This is a genomic window from Aquibium microcysteis (assembly GCF_014495845.1).
Taxonomy (GTDB): Bacteria; Pseudomonadota; Alphaproteobacteria; order Rhizobiales; family Rhizobiaceae; genus Aquibium; species Aquibium microcysteis.
This window is the reverse complement of sequence record NZ_CP061080.1, coordinates 4,785,430-4,802,616: the sequence shown is the minus strand read 5'-3', so window position 1 is coordinate 4,802,616 and position 17,187 is coordinate 4,785,430. Positions and strand designations below refer to the sequence as shown.

General features: G+C 66.6%; 15 protein-coding genes. 5 read left to right on the top strand and 10 right to left on the bottom strand.

Annotation, left to right across the window (positions count from 1 at the left end):
* Positions 1 to 44 precede the first annotated feature (44 nt).
* Positions 45 to 545 carry an MmcB family DNA repair protein gene (locus tag IAI54_RS22650; protein WP_187969330.1) on the top strand — a complete coding sequence of 167 codons (501 nt, stop codon included), beginning with the start codon at positions 45 to 47 and terminating at the stop codon, positions 543 to 545.
* 195 nt (positions 546 to 740) lie between these two features.
* Positions 741 to 1,154, top strand: a complete 414-nt coding sequence (gene irrA / locus IAI54_RS22645; protein ID WP_275403589.1) for an iron response transcriptional regulator IrrA — start codon at positions 741 to 743, stop codon at positions 1,152 to 1,154.
* A 122-nt stretch (positions 1,155 to 1,276) separates the two neighbouring features.
* On the opposite strand, the gene IAI54_RS22640 is transcribed toward irrA, so the two are convergent.
* On the bottom strand, positions 1,277 to 1,834 hold the full coding sequence (locus IAI54_RS22640; protein WP_420838244.1) for an SH3 domain-containing protein: 558 nt from the start codon (positions 1,832 to 1,834) through the stop codon (positions 1,277 to 1,279).
* A 173-nt stretch (positions 1,835 to 2,007) separates the two neighbouring features.
* Here IAI54_RS22640 and IAI54_RS22635 point away from each other — a divergent pair, with 173 nt between their 5' ends.
* A complete protein-coding gene (locus tag IAI54_RS22635) occupies positions 2,008 to 3,009 on the top strand; it encodes a 2-hydroxyacid dehydrogenase (protein WP_187969327.1) in 1,002 nt (333 codons plus the stop codon).
* Positions 3,010 to 3,108: 99 nt separating this feature from the next.
* On the opposite strand, the gene IAI54_RS22630 is transcribed toward IAI54_RS22635, so the two are convergent.
* On the bottom strand, positions 3,109 to 3,420 hold the full coding sequence (locus IAI54_RS22630; RefSeq protein ID WP_187969326.1) for a hypothetical protein: 312 nt from the start codon (positions 3,418 to 3,420) through the stop codon (positions 3,109 to 3,111).
* A complete protein-coding gene (locus IAI54_RS22625) occupies positions 3,417 to 6,560 on the bottom strand; it encodes a type ISP restriction/modification enzyme (RefSeq protein WP_187969325.1) in 3,144 nt (1,047 codons plus the stop codon). Before IAI54_RS22625 ends, IAI54_RS22630 begins: the two co-directional genes overlap by 4 nt.
* A 134-nt stretch (positions 6,561 to 6,694) precedes the next feature.
* Here IAI54_RS22625 and IAI54_RS22620 point away from each other — a divergent pair, with 134 nt between their 5' ends.
* Both IAI54_RS22620 and IAI54_RS22615 read left to right on the top strand, forming a co-directional pair.
* A complete protein-coding gene (locus IAI54_RS22620) occupies positions 6,695 to 7,015 on the top strand; it encodes a hypothetical protein (protein WP_187969324.1) in 321 nt (106 codons plus the stop codon).
* 306 nt (positions 7,016 to 7,321) lie between these two features.
* Positions 7,322 to 7,732: a DUF892 family protein gene (locus IAI54_RS22615; RefSeq protein ID WP_187969323.1), complete on the top strand. Its 411-nt coding sequence runs from the start codon at positions 7,322 to 7,324 to the stop codon at positions 7,730 to 7,732.
* A gap of 320 nt (positions 7,733 to 8,052) precedes the next feature.
* Here IAI54_RS22615 and IAI54_RS22610 read toward each other — a convergent pair whose 3' ends face one another.
* From IAI54_RS22610 to dnaA, 7 genes are all read right to left on the bottom strand, one after another.
* Positions 8,053 to 9,771, bottom strand: a complete 1,719-nt coding sequence (locus tag IAI54_RS22610; RefSeq protein WP_187969322.1) for a catalase — start codon at positions 9,769 to 9,771, stop codon at positions 8,053 to 8,055.
* Positions 9,772 to 9,911: 140 nt separating this feature from the next.
* Positions 9,912 to 10,448 carry an aconitase X swivel domain-containing protein gene (locus IAI54_RS22605; protein ID WP_187969321.1) on the bottom strand — a complete coding sequence of 179 codons (537 nt, stop codon included), beginning with the start codon at positions 10,446 to 10,448 and terminating at the stop codon, positions 9,912 to 9,914.
* On the bottom strand, positions 10,445 to 11,701 hold the full coding sequence (locus tag IAI54_RS22600; protein WP_187969320.1) for an aconitase X: 1,257 nt from the start codon (positions 11,699 to 11,701) through the stop codon (positions 10,445 to 10,447). The genes IAI54_RS22605 and IAI54_RS22600 overlap by 4 nt, the downstream gene beginning before the upstream one ends.
* Positions 11,702 to 11,709: 8 nt before the next feature.
* Entirely contained in the window at positions 11,710 to 12,489 is a 780-nt protein-coding gene (locus tag IAI54_RS22595) for a molybdopterin-synthase adenylyltransferase MoeB (RefSeq protein WP_187969319.1), read from the bottom strand.
* Between the two features lie 31 nt (positions 12,490 to 12,520).
* A complete protein-coding gene (gene recF, locus IAI54_RS22590) occupies positions 12,521 to 13,648 on the bottom strand; it encodes a DNA replication/repair protein RecF (protein ID WP_187969318.1) in 1,128 nt (375 codons plus the stop codon).
* A gap of 44 nt (positions 13,649 to 13,692) precedes the next feature.
* A complete protein-coding gene (gene dnaN, locus IAI54_RS22585) occupies positions 13,693 to 14,814 on the bottom strand; it encodes a DNA polymerase III subunit beta (RefSeq protein ID WP_187969317.1) in 1,122 nt (373 codons plus the stop codon).
* A 198-nt stretch (positions 14,815 to 15,012) separates the two neighbouring features.
* Complete coding sequence (dnaA, locus tag IAI54_RS22580; RefSeq protein ID WP_235679146.1) at positions 15,013 to 16,473, bottom strand: chromosomal replication initiator protein DnaA; 1,461 nt, start codon at positions 16,471 to 16,473, stop codon at positions 15,013 to 15,015.
* Positions 16,474 to 17,187: the final 714 nt, after the last annotated feature.

Here is a 17,187-nt window from a genome sequence, read left to right as displayed (position 1 = left end):
CCGGCCGGGTTTCCCGCGCCTCCCCGAAATGGCATTGTGCGGTCATGCCGATCGTCTCGCCGATTCCCGTCAACCCGCTCGCCGATGGCCGCCAGTCGGACAGGGCCCTCGTCATCCGCCGCGGCGTGCAGCGGATGCTCCTGCAGATGAGCGCGCACGTTCTGCCGGAACTCTCCCTCGCGGGCGGCCGGCGTGCCGATCTCGTCGCGCTCACCAGAGGCGGCGAGATCTGGATCATCGAGATCAAGTCGTCGATCGAGGACTTCCGCGTCGACCGCAAATGGCCTGACTACCGGCTGCACTCCGACCGCTTCTTCTTCGCCACGCACCCCGAGGTTCCAGCCTCGATCTTTCCCGCCGAATGCGGGTTCATCCTGTCGGACGGCTACGGCGCGGAGATCCTGCGGGAAGCGCCCAAGCACCGGCTGGCAGCCGCCACCCGCAAGGCGCTGCTGCTGCGCTTCGCGCGTGCAGGCGCGGCACGGCTCACCGCCGCGGAGATGGCCGGGGTATCGGTTCCATCCATCGAGGGAGAGAGCGACTGATGCCGGGTCGTCCGACAGGATGTCGCGCCGACGAGCGCTGGAAAGGGAACCGCGCCCGCGGTAGGAATGCTGCGGTCCGGCACGCGTATTGATCTCGCGGCCGGGAAATAATATATCCCTGTCTTGGGTTTGCGCCGGCCCATGGCGACCGGCGGACAGCGGCAGGGCCCCGATGGGGCATGGTGGAAGGACATGATGCGCGAGGCGTCATCCGTGGTGATGGAGAAAGTGCGGGAGGCGGGGCTGCGGCCGACACGCCAGCGCATTGCGCTCGCCAGCCTTCTCTTCGCCAAGGGCGACCGCCATGTTTCGGCCGAGGAACTGCACGAAGAGGCGCTGAACGCCGACGTGCCGGTATCGCTGGCCACCGTCTACAACACGCTGCACCAGTTCACGGATGCCGGCATGCTGCGCATCCTGGCGGTCGAGGGCGCCAAGACCTATTTCGACACCAACACGTCGGACCATCATCATTTCTTCGTCGAGGGCGAGAACACCGTGCTCGACATCGACACCGGCTCGGTGACGGTGCACAATCTTCCCGAGCCGCCGGAGGGCATGGAGATCGTCAACGTCGACATCGTCGTGCGACTGCGTCCGAAACGCTGAGCGGCAACCTCGCCGTCGACCTATGGGGCCGCCCTCGGGCGGCTTTTTCATGAACGGAGCGTGCTGCAGCCGGGCTGCATCGGCCCCCGGCACGTCGGGAGGCGCTGAGGGCAGTGTGGCCGTCAGTCGGCGATCTGCTCGCCGGGATAGACGCCCCAGACCAGCGACTGCTCGAGCCAGCCGGTGTGGCCGTCGAAGTCCATGCGGCACCACTCGCCGTTGCAGGACTTGACCGTTCCCATCACGCCCGGCTCCAGGCGAGCCACCACGCGCGCATCCGCATTCGGATCACGGCGCAGCGCGATCTCCTCGACGCGGCCGCGTTGCCAGGGCGCGGCGAGCGCGGTGCGCCTGCCCGACAGCAGCGACTGGTTGATCCAGCCTTCGGAGCCTTCCGAATCGCGCACGCGGCGCCAGTTGTCGTATTCCTGGACGATCTCCATCGGCAGGCCGGGCTTCATGTACATCCAGTCGACCGAGTAGTTCAGGCCGGGTCCGATGCGCAGATTGACCCGCCCCGACTTGAGACTGACGAAGCGCGGCAGCGGCAGGCCGCTCGGCCCCACCGGCTGGGCGCTCGCCGCCCCCTGTGCGCGGGCCACGGGAACGGGCGACGCTGCGATCACGACGGCGAGCGCCGCGAGGGCAGCCGCCAGGCCAGGCCATCTGGAAACGGACACGGTACGACCTCGTCTTCCACGGTTCGCCGGTCCGGCAGGCGGACCTGCGACGATCCTGTTTTTCTTTGTCATCCCCCCGGGCTGTTGGTACACAGAAGCCGGGCCGGGGATGCTTCCGACTATCGCCCGTCTTGGTTAAAGAGGTCTCAACAGGACCCGGATTCGAGGAAACAATGGCGGGCAGAAAGAAGCCTCTCGTCGTCATCACGCGCAAGCTTCCCGATCCGGTCGAGACGCGCATGCGCGAGCTGTTCGACGCGCGGCTGAACCTCGACGACAGGGCGATGTCGCAGCCCGAGCTGGTGGCGGCCGTGCGCGAGGCGGACGTGATCGTGCCCACCATCACCGACCGCATCGACGCCGCGCTGATCGCCCAGGCCGGGCCGAACCTGAAGCTGATCGCCAATTTCGGCAACGGCGTGGAGCATATCGACGTCGAGGCGGCGGCCGCGCGCGGCATTACCGTCACCAACACGCCGAACGTGCTCACCGAAGACACGGCCGACATGACCATGGGCCTCATCCTCACCGTGCCGCGCCGGCTGATCGAGGGCGCCTCGATGCTGCGCGGCGACGGCAAGTGGGCCGGCTGGTCGCCCACCTGGATGCTCGGGCGGCGCATCTGGGGCAAGCGGCTCGGCATCGTCGGCATGGGCCGCATCGGCACGGCGGTGGCGCGCCGCGCCAAGGCCTTCGGCCTGTCGATCCACTACCACAACCGCAAGCGGGTGGCGCCGGCCATCGAGGACCAGCTGGAGGCGACCTACTGGGAGAGCCTCGACCAGATGCTGGCCCGCATGGACATCATCTCGGTCAACTGCCCGTCGACGCCCGCCACCTTCCACCTGCTCTCGGCGCGCCGGCTGGCGCTGATGCAGCCCACCGCCTTCATCGTCAACACGGCGCGCGGCGACATCATCGACGAGGCCGCGCTGATCCAGATGATCCAGGACGGCCGCCTCGCCGGCGCCGGCCTCGACGTCTTCGAGCACGAGCCGGCGGTCAACCCCAAGCTCGTGAAACTCGCCGCCCAGGACAAGATCGTGCTGTTGCCCCACATGGGCTCGGCCACCGTCGAGGGCCGCATCGACATGGGCGACAAGGTGGTCATCAACATCCGCGTCTGGGCGGATGGGCATCGGCCGCCCGACCGGGTGCTGCCGCAGCGGGTGTGAGGGAGGGCTCCCGTCCTCTCCAGCCGGAACGGGGTGCCTGGGATAGTGAGGCGCATTCGAAAGACCGAGCCCTCGCCCGCTTCCTCGCGCCTGCGCTGCCTAAAGGTGTGCAGTGTATCCGTAGGCTTCCAAGCGCGCTTTCGCCTTGGCGATTTCTTCGGCCGTGAAAAGATCATGCCATTTCGGGTTCCCGAGCACCCGTGCCTCGACCGTCAGGTCGAGGCGTCCGCGTTCATAAAGGCGCGTGTAGCCTTCCGATGGTTGCGTCGCGTTGATGAGGTGTTTCGCGGTTGCCAATCCTCCTCTCTGATTCAGCATCTGCAGGAACAGCTTCGCGTTATAACCCGCGTCCTTCTTGGCGATGACATAGATGTCGTGCATCGCCTTTTCGAAGTCGGGAGGCCCCTTCATCGCTTCGCCTCCCGCATGGCATCCGTGATCGCCACCGTCTCCACGCTCACCCGCGTCACGCGCATTAGCAGGTCCACGACCTTTTCCTTGTAGTCGGCGAAGCGATACGTATTGAACTTCTCCCGGATGGTCGGATCCTTCGGCGTCTTTTCCCTGTACTGGTCGAGAATCCAGTCCAGCCCGGAGCGGTTGCCGAGCCGGTAATCCCACGCCTGTTTCGGAATGCCCGAGAGGGTGGTCTCGCTGTCGAGCCGGATCATGCCATTGTCCCGGTCGGCCTTGAGCATCGCCTTGGGTGCCACGCCCGCCTCCCGCGCCTTCTCGTCGGGCGTGTCGGCGCGCGTCAGCGGCCAGGGCTCCACCGCCTCGTAGCCGATGTGTAGCGTCATCAGCCGCTCGCCCCACGCCGCCCAGCGCCAGAAATCGGAGTAGAAGGGAATGCGCGGAAATTCGCGCTTCAGGTTGATCGCATACCTCTCGCGGTACACCGGGTCGTGCAGCACGGCATAGACGTATTGGAAGATGTCGTCCTTCCCGATGGCGCGGGCTTTCCGCGATTTGCCGATCTCCCTCCTTGAGGACGCGGCGGCGGAGCGCCCGATCTCCCCCCTTGTGGGGGAGATCGCAGCCTCCGCGCCGCGCCCGTCCTTGCCATAGGCCTCGCGGAACTGCTTCAGCGCCCAGTCGGTGATGTTGTCGATGCGTTCGAGGGTGGAGGTGTAGCGGTAGCGGGGTAGGCCCTGAAAACCGTCCGAACTTGCGGCCAAATGAAACTCCGCCGGCAGATCGCTCGCTAAAGGACTGAATGGAGCTCTTGCTCCCGGATCGTTGAAGAAAATCGCGAGGTTGGGACCCGGTTCAAAGAACGCCGGCATCTTGTTTGGCATCTCGACGAGGTTACTACCGAAATAGACCTGGCGACGGACGAACGGTCTATATAGCGTTTTGCGAAAGGCTCCGGCTTCGAAATCCAGTTTTCGTCCACTCTCAATGATACGCAGCAATGTTCGTGACCACTTAATGTCTGTAGAGCCGCGGTCGGTCAAATCAGATAGGTTTACGGTGTTTATCAGCTGCCTGACCCGTGGTTCAATCTCGGTGTTGTCCTCCCCCACAACCCACTGGTCACGGGCTGTGATATATCCCATCGAGTAATCGACAAATATACTTTTTGCAGTTCGTAAATTTCCGCTCGTCTTGAATCTCTTGTCCGCGACTTGGATTAGCTGGTCCCAGTCGTTCTCCGTCAAATTCACCCAGTTGGCGTTCCTGTCCGGCTCCACCCGCTGCCACGCCAGCCCCGAAGCCGGGGAACTGGCCAGAAAGCTCAACTTGTCCTCGGCCGTGTCCAGCTCCGGCCGCCGCGCGTAGAAGATCCGGCACCCCTTCTGCTTGTGGCGCTTGACCATGAAGGAGATCGCCACGCCGGTCTGAATGCCGAAGACGTTGTTCTTCGTGCCCGACAGCTTCGGGTTGGCGCGCACGTCGCCGCCGAGGTCCATAACGTAGATTTCGTTGAACTCGTTAGCCACCGCCCGGCGGAACCCGTCAAAGGTGCGGCTGTCGATGAAGGAGCGATTGGTGACGAAGGCCAGCACGCCGTCGTCGTGTAGGCGGTCGGAGGCCCAGCGGAAAAACCGCGCATACATGTCGTAGACCTTGGTCTTCTGCGCGGTAGACAGCTTGATGTAGCTGCCCTTGATCAGTTGGTCTACGTGCGGATAGGCCCGGTTATTGTTGTTCTCGTTCTCGTTCTGCTGGTTGGCATTGTACGGCGGATTGCCGATCACGACGCTGATCTTGCGCGCGTTCTGCCGCTTCACACGCTCGACGTTCTCTTCCGACAGCGCGCCAAACAGGTCGCCCACATGCTGGCCGGTCTTGATCCCGAGCGCGTGGACATTGTCAAGCGTGTCCACAAAGCACAGGTTCGAGAACTCGGCGAACTGGCCCGAGATCGCGGCATAGGTCGCCTCGATGTTCAGGTTCGCGACGTAGTAGGGCAGGATCGCCACTTCGTTGGCGTGCAGCTCGCTCTTGTACTTGTGGGCGAGCTTTTGCGGCTGGCCGCGAAAATGCTCCAGCAGTTCGCAGATGAAGGTGCCGGTGCCCGTCGCGGGGTCGAGGATCTCGACGTGCTCGTCGATCAGCGCCTTGCCAAAATGCTTCTGGCACAGCCAGTCCGCGCCCTCGATCATGAACTTCACGATCTCGTTGGGCGTGTAGACCACCCCCAGCCGGTCGGCCGCCTTGGGATTGTAGACCTTGTAGAAATTCTCGTAGACCACCTTCAGGAAGGTCTGCTTTTCGTGATGGCTGGTGATCTGCGCCGCGTTGGCGCGGATCGCGGCATAGTATGTCTCCAGCGCCTTCAGCGTCTCGCGTTTCACCTGCCCGGTGAAGAATTTTCCTTCCAGCGCGTAGAGCTCTTTCGCGATGTTGTTCTCGCGGTGGAAATCGCCCTGGTCGAAGACGTGGTTGAAGATTTCCTCGGTCAGGATGTGCTGGATCAGCATCTCCCGCACGTCGGCCTCGCCGAGTGTCGGGTTGATCGTGTCCTTGCAGTGTTCGAGGAACTTCTGGGCCGCTGCGCGGAATGCGGAGTCGCGGTCGTAAGCGGCATCGATCCGCTCGCGCAGCGCGTCGAGCACGGCCGGCAGGTCGTCCCTGAACTTCTGCACCGCCTTTCGGAACTCGGCGATCTCCTGCCGCTCGTAGCCGAAGAACAGATTGAGCAGCTTCAGCAGCGCCTCGGTGTCGACCATCGAACACCGCGTCACCTCCTGCCGGTTCTGGATCAGGACCGCGGTTTCGGAGTTCTCGAACAGGATGTTGTCCTGCGGGTAGCCCTTGACGAACTTCTTGCGGATTTCCTCGTCGAGATCGTCTCTCGTGTCCTTGGCCTCCCAGTAGCCGAGCGGCACGCGAATGTCGTGCAGGATGGTGGCGTCCGGATAGACGGTCGTCTTCTGCGTCGTCGGGAAGGGAAACTCCTCCAGGAAAACGAGGCGCTGCGCCGTCGCCCAATGGTCGAGCAGCCGCCGAAAGGCCGGCCGCAGCACCTGCTCATTGACTACCCCCGAATACTTCCGGATGCGGTCGATCTCGTTAAGATAGTTCTGGACGAGCAATTGACTCATGGTTCCCCCAAGGCGCCGCATAGGAGCAGATTGCAACGGAGGATGGAAGAACCACGCCGGAAGCGTGGATAAGCCCGCCATCGTGCCGGCCAAGTGCCTGCGGCATCATGACGGCGGGCAACACCGGACCAGCCATGGCCAGCAGGAACCAGCTCGACCTCTTCGGCGCCGACCAGCCCGAACACTTCGACGAGGATGCGCCGCCCGTCTACTATCACGGCGATCCTGACCGCGTGCGCGCGCGGCTGCACCGGCTGATCGCCGAGGCGCGGGCGGCGGAGACCGTGCCGTGGAACGACGACGATCTCAGGCTCTATCGCAAGATCGTGCAGCAGATGTTCTGTGGCTGCCGGAAGACGAAGCGCGCCAGCTCTGCTTCGACTTCGACTTCGACTTCGACTTCGACTTCGAGGAAGAGGTATGGCGGCTGCTCGCGCCATAGTCCCCGTGGATAAATCCCCCACCCCCGCGAAAACATTCTCTCGCCTGTTCACGCCCCACCTCTCGCCGCCGCCGCATAATCCCTCCCGCAGCTTGCCGCGGGAACGGAACGCACGACCGAGCGTCCAGGCAGGTGTAGCGCCGAGCCTCGACCGCGAACGATGACAGGACGGGTCCCTCCCCGCCCCACGTTCAGCCGCCGACCGACGGTTTCGGCGCGCTCCCGGCGCCGCGCGGCAGGGCCCGCCCGGCGCTGCCCGGCCGGGCGCGGAGCAACGCTCCGACCTTGCGGTTCGGCCTGCATCACAGGAGCCCCCCCCATGACCACCCATTTCACCGATAAAGCCCGCGACATCTTCATCGTCGGGCTGCGCAACGCCCATGCGATGGAAAACCAGGCGCTCGCGATCATGAAGCCGCAGGCCGAGCGCATCGAGAGCTATCCGCAGGTGCTCGACCGGCTGCGCCGGCACATCGCCGAGACGGAGACCCAGATCCAGCGCCTCGACACGGTGCTCGCCGGCTTCGACGAGAGCGCCTCGGCGCTGAAGGACGCCTACACCTCGCTGATAACGCTGGCCGAGGCTGGCGGCTTCGCGGAAGCGCAATCGCTGCTGCGCCAGAACCTCGACGAGGAGCGCGCGATGGCCAGCTGGGTCGAGGACAACCTTCCCGCCGTCACCCTGCAGCACGCCGAACTGCGCGCCGCCGGCGCCAGCGCCAAGGTCTGACGCAAACGCGGCGGCGGAGAGAAAGGCGCCACCCCTCTTCTCCGCCGCCGCCATTTTTTACTTTTATTCCGACGGCCCTCGTATTCGAGCCTCGGCGCTGCCCCTCACACCCCCTGCCGGAACCTTCTCCCCGTTACACAGGGGCTTGCCACGACGTCGGCGTCGGTCCTGCGACCATGGCGATAGGCGAAGCCGCCGACGAAGGTTTTCTTCTCCCCGTTCGACGGGGAGAAGGTCCCGGCAGGGGGATGAGGGGCATCGCCGACGGTCGTTCGAAAGGCCCGCGATATTGCACGGTTTGCGGCCGCGCCAGCCGGCCGCTACTCCGCGGCCCTGCCCATCTCGGGGCGGCCGTTGCCCATGCGGCCGAGCACCTCCTCGGCGGTGGCGCGGCGGTTCGTCACCGAGCTCGTCCACTGGCCCCAGACGGCGGGATCGATCGTGTCGCCGTTGCGGCCGAGGTCGGCGAGGCGCTTCTCGTCCTCGCCCGTCAGCACCTGGCCGGGCAGCTTGCCGAGGCCGCGCACGTCCTCGGCCGAGATGCCCAGCCGCTCGCCGACGCAGCGGCCATAGTCGTCGTGCACCATGAAGAAGTGCCAGACCATGCGCTCCTGCACGTCGCGCTCGCAATCCGAGAGCAGCGTGCCCAGGTTGGCGACGAGGTCGTCGCGCTCCCAGTCCATCATGGTGCAGAAGCGGCCGCGTGCCTGGACGTAGTCGTTGCGCCGCTCCAGCACCGCCCGCGTCAGCCGGCCGGCGATCTCGGGAGGGTTGTCCGGCCGGCGCTCGGCCTCCGTCAGCCCGCCATGGATCGAAGGCTCGTAGTTGACGTGCGGGTTCTGGCCCCTGCCGGCGTCGCGGTAGAACGACATCTGCCCGCCCGACTGGTTGGTGGCCACCGCGGCGTTCCTCGGCTGGTTGACCGGCAGCTGCAGGTAGTTCGGCCCGACGCGGTAGCGCTGCGTGTCCGAATAGGAGAAGGTGCGGCCGACCAGCATCTTGTCGTCGGAGAAGTCGAGCCCGTCGACCAGCACGCCGGTGCCCATGGCGATCTGCTCGTTCTCGTTGAAGAAGTCCTCGACGTTGCGGTTCAGCGTCATGGTGCCGACATGGCGCAGCGGAAAGTCCTTCTCGGGCCAGATCTTGGTGTCGTCCAGCGGATCCCAGTCGAGCTCGGGATGCTCGTGGTCCTCCATGATCTGGACGTACATGTCCCACTGCGGGTAGTCACCCGTCTCGATGGCGGTGAAAAGGTCCTTGGAGGCCGAGCCGAGGTCCTGGCCCTGCACCTTCGCCGCCTCCTCGGCGGTCAGGGAGGCGACGCCCTGACGCGGGTGGAAGTGGTACTTCACCAGCACCGTGTCGCCGGCGGCGTCGACCATCTTGTAGGTGTTAACCCCGAAGCCCTCCATGTGGCGGTAGCTCGCCGGAATGCCGCGCGGCGAGAACAGGTGGGTCAGCATGTGCATCGCCTCCGGCGTCTGGCTCATGAAGTCGAAGATGCGGTTCGGCTCCTGGCGGAAGGTCACCGGATCCGGCTTCAGCGAATGGATGACGTCGGGAAACTTGATCGCGTCGCGAATGAAGAAGACGGCGAGGTTGTTGCCGACGAGGTCCCAGTTGCCGTCCTCGGTGTAGAACTTGACCGCGAAGCCGCGCGGGTCGCGCGCCGTCTCGGAGGAGTCGCGCCCGCCGATGACGGTGGAGAAGCGGATCGCCAGCGGCGTCTTCCTGCCCTTGTCCTGGAACAGCTTCGCGCGGGTGTAGGTCGAGGCCGGCTCCTCGCCGATCATGCCGGTGGCCTCGAACTCGCCGTAGCAGACGAAGCCGCGCGCATGAACGACGCGCTCGGGAATGCGCTCCCGGTCGAAATGACTGATCTTCTCCAGGAACTGATAATTCTCCAGCGTCGCCGGCCCGCGGCTGCCGACGGTGCGGCTCGACTGGTTGTTGGAGACCGGGTGGCCCTGGCGATTGGTCAGCGTGCCCTGCGAGGCACGCGGGGCGGCCGCCGCGTTCTTCGGCTCGTCGTGATGCATGGTCGATCTCCCTGTCCGGTGTGCCTTCCGCGAAGGCCGATGTGCGGGTCGCGCCGGGCGGCGCCCGGAGCCCAACCATCCAGCGGGCAGCATGTTCGGGAAAAGATGCGGCAATCGACGGAGCCCGGCCGCGAGCGGAGTCAGGTGCCTGCCGTACCGGCCGCGATCCGCAGTGTCCCCGGTGCTGCCGCCTCTGCCGCCCCATCGACGGTCACCGTATGGCCGCGGAAGGCGCGGTGGCGCTCCCGCGCGAGGCGCAGCGCCACAGGCGTCCGCCAGCCCATCTCGCGGGCGACGATCAGCCCGAGCAGCAGGATGGCGTCCGGCTCGTGGAGCACCAGAGCCGCCGGCGCGCGGCCGGCGTGGACGAGTTCCAGAAGCACGGCCGACGCCGAAGACGACCCGATCGTGCCGGGCAGGACCAGAACCGTTCCGGCGACGCTTTCGCCGCATTGCGGGTGCCGGACGTCGGCGATGCGGCCCGTGGCGGGATCGACGCCGCCCCAGAAGCTGATCGGCGCGTCGAGGACGAGCGCGCGGCCGCGGCCGCCCTCCCCGGGAACCAGCACCTCCGCGACCGGCGTGGATGCGGCTTCCCCTGCAGGCGGGCCGCCTTCGCCCCTGGCCGGGGCACCGCGGCCCGCGGCCGGCTCGCCGGTCCGGGCGGACGGACTCATCGGGCGGCCTCCGTCAGAACGGGCCGGCCGGCCACGGCGCTCTCCACGCAATCGGCCAGTGCCGCATAGAGCACCTCATAGCCGGTGTTGCCCGGTGCGTAGTGGGCGAACTTGCCCGAATTGGTCATCAGCACTCCGCCGGCCCGGTCGGGGAGAATCGGCGTCACCACCACGCATGTATCGGCCACCAGGACGACGCCCGCCCGTTCCAGCGCCGCGCGGCGGCCGTCCCGGTCGAGAACGCCGAGTGCGTGGCGGCCGGTGCAGGCATAGAGCGGCACGGCGAGCCGGCGGCCGGCGACCAGCCGCTCCAGCGCGTCGAGCTCACCCGCCGACAGATGCGGGCTGCCGATGGCCACCGCATCGATGCGGCTGACCGGCCCTGCGGTCGACAGCCGCCGCTGCGCGTCGTGCGCCATCTCGGCAGTCACGCGGATCGTCCGCTCGGGTTCGGCGCCGCCGGTGGCCGCCTCGAGATCCGGGGCCTCCGGCGTGACGCCCGCCACGTGGAACAGTCCGACCGCGCCGGAAGACGCGGCCGCCGCGCCGAAGGCCTTCAGCGCATCCTCGCCGGGGTGGCCGGCGACGCCCGTCACCACGCCGACCGCGTTCCCAAGCTCCCGCCCGTAGAGGCTGCCCAGCACCGGCCAGGCGATTTCGGAGGCGAGGAAGCCGTGCGACAGGCCCGAAACGTCGAAGACGATCGTCGCGCGGCGGTTCTCGGGCAGGTGCAGCCCTGTCAGCGGCGCGCGGCCGGCGATGGCGCAGGCGATGTCGAGAAAGTCGCCATAGCGGTTGGTGCGGGCGCCGAGCACCGAATTGCAGAACACGACCGCGTTGGACTCGCCCCAGGCCACGTCGCTGCCGCGCGCAGGCCGGTGGCCGGCCTGGTAGGGCGCGCAGGTCCAGGAAGGCTCGCAGCCAAGCGCGCGGTAGGCCTGCATCATCCGCCGCGCCATGTCGCGACGGGCCCCGTCGAGCCGTACCCGGCAGCTTCCGGTCAGGTCGAGCGCGCCCACGTTGAGGGTGGCGCGAACGGCGACCCGGGCGGCGCCCTCCACCAGCCTTTCGGCGAACAGCGTGCCGGAATCGCCGTGATACAGCGCTCCGTCGATGTGAGCCGAAGCGACGGGGATCAGCCGCGGCGCACCGAGCAGGCGCGCGCTGTCGGCAACGATTCGCATCGCCATCGCCGCGCCGGCACCGTCCCGCCCCTCGGCGATCGCCCGTTCCTCGGCGGTCAGCTGGAGCATCGTCGAGGCTACTCCGCGGCCTGCTGGCGCGCCTTGTAGCGCATGACGTCGAAGCGGGCACCGAGCGCGTCGTAGAGCAGGATGCGGCCGACCAGCGGCTCGCCGATTCCGGCGACCAGCTTGATCGCCTCCATCGCCTGCAGGGTTCCCATGACGCCGGTCAAGGCACCGAGCACGCCGGCCTCGGCGCAGGACGGCACCAGGCCGGCGGGCGGCGGTTCGGGAAAGAGGTCGCGGTAGGACGGGTAGGCAGCACCGTCCGCCCCCGTTTCGTAGGGCTTGAGCACCGTCAGCGACCCGTCGAAGCGGCCGACCGCCGCAGCGACCAGCGGCCTCGCGGCGGCCGCGCAGGCGTCGGCGACGGTGTAGCGGGTGTCGAAATTGTCGGACCCGTCGATCACGACGTCGTAGGCCGCGACCAGACTGGCCGCGTTGCCGGCATCGAGGCGCATCCGGTGGATCTCGACCGCGACGTGCGGATTGATCCTGCCGATCGTGTCGGCGGCGCTCTCGACCTTCGGCCGCCCGACCGACGCCGTTTCGTGGATGACCTGCCGCTGCAGGTTGGACAGCGAGACGGTATCGTCGTCGACGATTCCGAGCGTTCCGACGCCGGCGGCGGCGAGATACTGGAGAACCGGAGCGCCGAGCCCGCCGGCTCCGACGACGAGCACACGGGCGCGCTTCAGCTTCTGCTGTCCCGGCCCGCCGATTTCCGGCAGCACGATGTGGCGCGCGTATCTCTGCAGTTCTTCCGTCGACAGCGGCGGGGGTGACGATGAGGTCATCCCTCGATCATAGGATGGCACGCGCCCCTTGTCAGCCTGTCGAGACGGCACCTGCTGACACCGACAGGAACTGGGCGCGTCGGTCGATCGCGGAGAAGAGCTCGCGCTCGGTGCCGGTCATGAAGACCTGGCCGCCGAGATCGTCGAGGATGCCGAAGAGGGCGGCCCGGCGACGGTGGTCGAAATGGGCGGCAATCTCGTCGAGCAGCAGGATCGGAGCCATGCCCGACAGGTCGCCGGTCAGCCGGGCATGCGACAGCACCAGCCCCACCAGCAGCGCCTTCTGCTCGCCGGTCGAGCAGAGTTCGGCAGGCATGTCCTTCGGCCGGTGGCGCACCAGCAGGTCCGAGCGGTGCGGCCCCTCCAGGGTCCGCCCGGCAGCGCGGTCGCGCTCCCGGCCGCGGGCAAGTCGTTCCCGGAATTCCTCCTCCGCATCGAGTGCGGCACCCGAGGCGAGGCCTGCCTCCAGGACGCCCGAGAGCGCCAGATCCGCTCTGGGGAACGGGCCGTTGTCGGGGGTACGTTCGCTCATGGCCTTCAGCAGCCGAACCATCTCGACGCGGGCGGCCGCGATCGCCGCGCCCGTCTCGGCCATCTGAGTCTCGATCGCCCCGAACCAGGCGTCGTTCCGCGAGCCCTCGGCCAGCAGGCGGTTGCGGCCGCGCATCGCCTTCTCGTAGTCGAGCGCGCGGCGGCCATGGCCCGGATCGATCGTCAGCACCAGCCGGTCTAGGAAGCGGCGGCGGTCCGACGCCGGGCCGGTGAAGAGGCCGTCCATCGCCGGCGTGAGCCACATCACCCGCAGCCACTCCAGCATGTCGTCGGCCGAACGGGCCGGAGCGCCGTTGATGCGCACCTTGCGGATGCCGGCCTCGGTCTCCGGATCCCCTCCGCCCGCGCCGGTGCCGATCTCCGTCTCGCCGTGTCGGCCAGCGATACGCGCATGCACGACGAAACCGCCCGGCGCGCCTGCGCGCGCCATTTCCGCATAGGTCGCGCGGCGCAGGCCCCGACCCGGCGAGAACAGGGATATGGCTTCGAGGAGGTTTGTCTTGCCGGCGCCGTTGTCGCCCGTCAGGACGACCGCCCCCGGCGACAGATCGACGGTTAGCGCGGCGTAGTTGCGAAAATCGGTCAGCTTCAGCCTGCCGATGTTCACCGCGGGCGGTCGGCCCCGGTCGGTCGCATCGCCCGGCACGGAGGTCAGACGCGCATCGGCATCAGGACATAGAGGGTCTGCTGGTCGGCGGTGTCGTTGATGAGGGTGGGCGAACCCGCATCCGCCAGCATGAACTGCGCATGGGCACCGCCGAGCTGGGCGGCCACGTCCAGCAGATAGCGGGCGTTGAAGCCGATCTCGATGGGGTCGGATTCGTAGTCGGCCGCGATTTCCTCGACCGCACTGCCGGAATCGGGATTGTTGACCGTCAGGGTCACCTGCCCGTCGGCGATCGCCAGCTTCACCGCTCGCCCGCGTTCCGACGAGATGGTGGAGACGCGGTCCACCGCCGCCGCGAAGCTCTGGCGATCGATGATCAGGCGCTTGTCGTTGCCGGACGGGATCACGCGCTGGTAATCCGGGAAGGTACCGTCGATCAGCTTCGACGTCAGCACGACGCTGCCGATGGTGAAGCGGATCTTGGTGTCCGAGAGTTCGACCACGACCTTGATGTCGGGATTGTCGACGAGCTTCTGCAACTCGCTCACGGTCTTGCGCGGAATGATGACGCCCGGCATGCCTTCCGACCCGGCCGGCGCCTCGATCTCGGCACGCGCGAGCCGGTGGCCGTCGGTGGCGACCGAGCGCAGCATCAGCTTTCCGCCGGATTCATGGGCGTGCAGGAATATGCCGTTCAGATAGTAGCGGGTCTCCTCGGTGGAGATGGCGAACTGCGTCTTGTCGACGAGCCCCTTCAGGGCCGGCGCATCGAGCCGGAAGATGTGCGAGAAGGAGCCCGCAGTGAGTTCCGGGAAATCCGATTGCGGCAGGCACTGCAGCTTGAAGCTCGAGCGGCCGGAGGTGACCGTCATGGAGTGGCCGTCGGCATCGGTGCGCAGCATCACCTCCGAACCGTCAGGCAGCTTGCGCACGATGTCGTAGAGCAGATGAGCCGGCACCGTCGTCGCCCCCGCCTGCTCGACCTGCGCCGGTGTCGCCTCCGTCACCTCGAGGTCGAGATCGGTGGCCTTCATCTCGAGGACGGCACCACCTTCGGCCTTGAGCAGCACGTTGGAGAGGATCGGGATCGTGTTGCGCCGCTCCACCACGCGATGCACGTGGTTGAGGGACTTCAGGAGGTTGGTACGTTCGAGGGTGACGCGCATGACGGACTGGTCTCGTGGTCGGGGCTGCTTCGGCGGGAAGCACAGAAACGAACGGCCCGCGTTCCGGGCCGGCAAGAATGGCAAAATGACAGGAAAAACGACATGAAGGCAAGCCCGCGCGGCAGGCCGGCCCCCGCTGCGCAGGCTTTCCCCGGGATTCTCCCCCGAGGGAGTACCACTCGGGGGGCGGTAACCGGCTCAGGCCTGGTCGTTGATCAGCCTGCGCAGGAGTTCCAGTTCCTGCTCCAGCTTCTCGTCGGTGCCCGACAGGGTCTCGATCTTGCGCACGGCGTGAAGAACCGTCGTGTGATCCCTGCCCCCGAACCGGCGGCCGATCTCGGGCAGAGAGCGCGGCGTCATGACCTTTGCGAGGTACATGGCGACCTGCCGCGGCTTCACGATGGTGCGCGTGCGGCGGTTGGACAGCAACTCGGTCTTCGACACGTTGTAGTGGCGCGCCACGATGCGCTGGATGTCCTCGATGCGGATGCGCTTCGGATCCCCGGTGCGGAACATGTGTCCCAGCAGTTCGTCGATGCGGTCGATCGACAGGTCGGGCTCGAAGGACTGCCGGAACAGCAGCTGGTTGAAGGCTCCTTCCAGTTCGCGGCCGCTGCCGGTCACCGTGCGGGCGACGTGCTCCAGGATCTCCTCGGAGATGGAGAGCGACGGATCGTCCTGGCGTGCCGCATCCAGGCGCTGCCTGAGCATGGAGAGACGCATCGGCATGTCCGGCGCAGACATCTCGAGCGAGACTCCGCCCTGCAGCCGCGAGCGGACCCGGGGTTCCAGCGATTCCAGCTCGGAGGCGGGACGATCGGCCGCCACGACCACCTGCTTGGCGCTGTCGAGCAGCATGTTGATGAGATGGCAGAACTCGTGCTGGATCGACTTGCCCTGCAGGAACTGCATGTCGTCGATGATGAGGAGGTCGATGTCGCGAAGCTGTTCCTTGAGGGTCAGCGCGTTGTTGTCGCGGATCGCGGTCGCGAAGCGCCACATGAAGTACTCGGCGGTGAGGTAGACCACGCGCGAGGCAGGACGCCGCGCCAGCGATTCCGCCGCGATCGCCTGCAGGAGATGGGTCTTGCCGAGACCGACGGAGGCGTGGACGAAGAGCGGATTGAAGCGCACCGACCCGGTCGCGTTCTCTGCCACCGTGCGGGCGGCGGCGAAGGCGACCCGGTTGGACGGCCCGTCGACGAAAGACTCGAAGGTGTAACGTCCGTCGAGAGGCGAACCGAGGATGTTCTGCCGGGCGGATGCCTCCGGTGCCGACCGCGGCTGCGCGGGCCGAGACGGGTTCACCGTGCCGGACAGGAGCGCAGCCTGTGACGCGCGCGGCGGTGTCCTGGGCTTCACGTCCTCCACGTCCATCGCGCCGCGGGAGGCCCGCGTGGCGCTCCGGACGATGATCTCGAGGCGCAACAGGCCCTCGTCTTCAGCCTTCCAGATCTCGGTGATGAGAGAGAGATAGTGGTTGTTGATCCAGGACCGCAGGAACGCCGTCGGAACCGACAGCCGGACCACACCGCGCGAAGCCTCCGCAAGCTTCATGCGCCCGAACCAGCTGGAGTAGACGTCCGCGCCAAGCCGGGCCTGCAGTTGGGCACGGAGCTTCTCGAAGATCGAGCCGGCTTCCGACCCCGCGTCGTCCATCACCGGTTCTCCGCCACTTTCTGGAATGAACGGAAGCGCCGCCTCGGCTCCCGTCTCAATGCCGCCAAACATGTCCTCGTTCCTTCTCATCGTCGTCTTCATCGCAACAGCGTACCCCTCGCGCACCGCATGGCCATGCGCGTGTTCCTCGTATTTCCGCGGCGTACTGCCGCTTTGCGTGTTACACGACCCCTGCCGATCTCGAAGCGACCGACGTACCCACTCGTACCCGGCAATGCCGGTCCCCGTACCGCTCCCAGCACGAAGCTCCGCGAAGACCGCCGGAACTACTCCCGGACGTCCCCATCCTCGCCTGACCTCGTGGCGACGGCAAACGCCGCATCGAAGAGGAAAATTCTCCCGTGCACCGGATCGCTCCGGCGTTCTGCATCGGTTCAAATTTCCTGGGATTTTGGGCCTCCGGGCCCGCCCCTTTCGATGTCCGGACCTTAGAAAAATGGCCTTGCGAGAGCAAGTCCGAGTTTCACGGTTTTTTAAGCACGGAGCCCTTGCAGAGGGCCGATTCGCGGGCGCGGAAACCCGAGTCCCTCGTTATCTCATTTGGAATCAACCCCTTTTGCCGGGACTGGAAAATCGGTCGCGAGCCTTAAAATTTTTCGCAACTTTCAGCTTGACACGGGTTATTCCCGGAGGCTGTCGCCGATGGCTTGACAACCTGTGGACAACCTCCCGCAACTATTTGTTTTATATGTG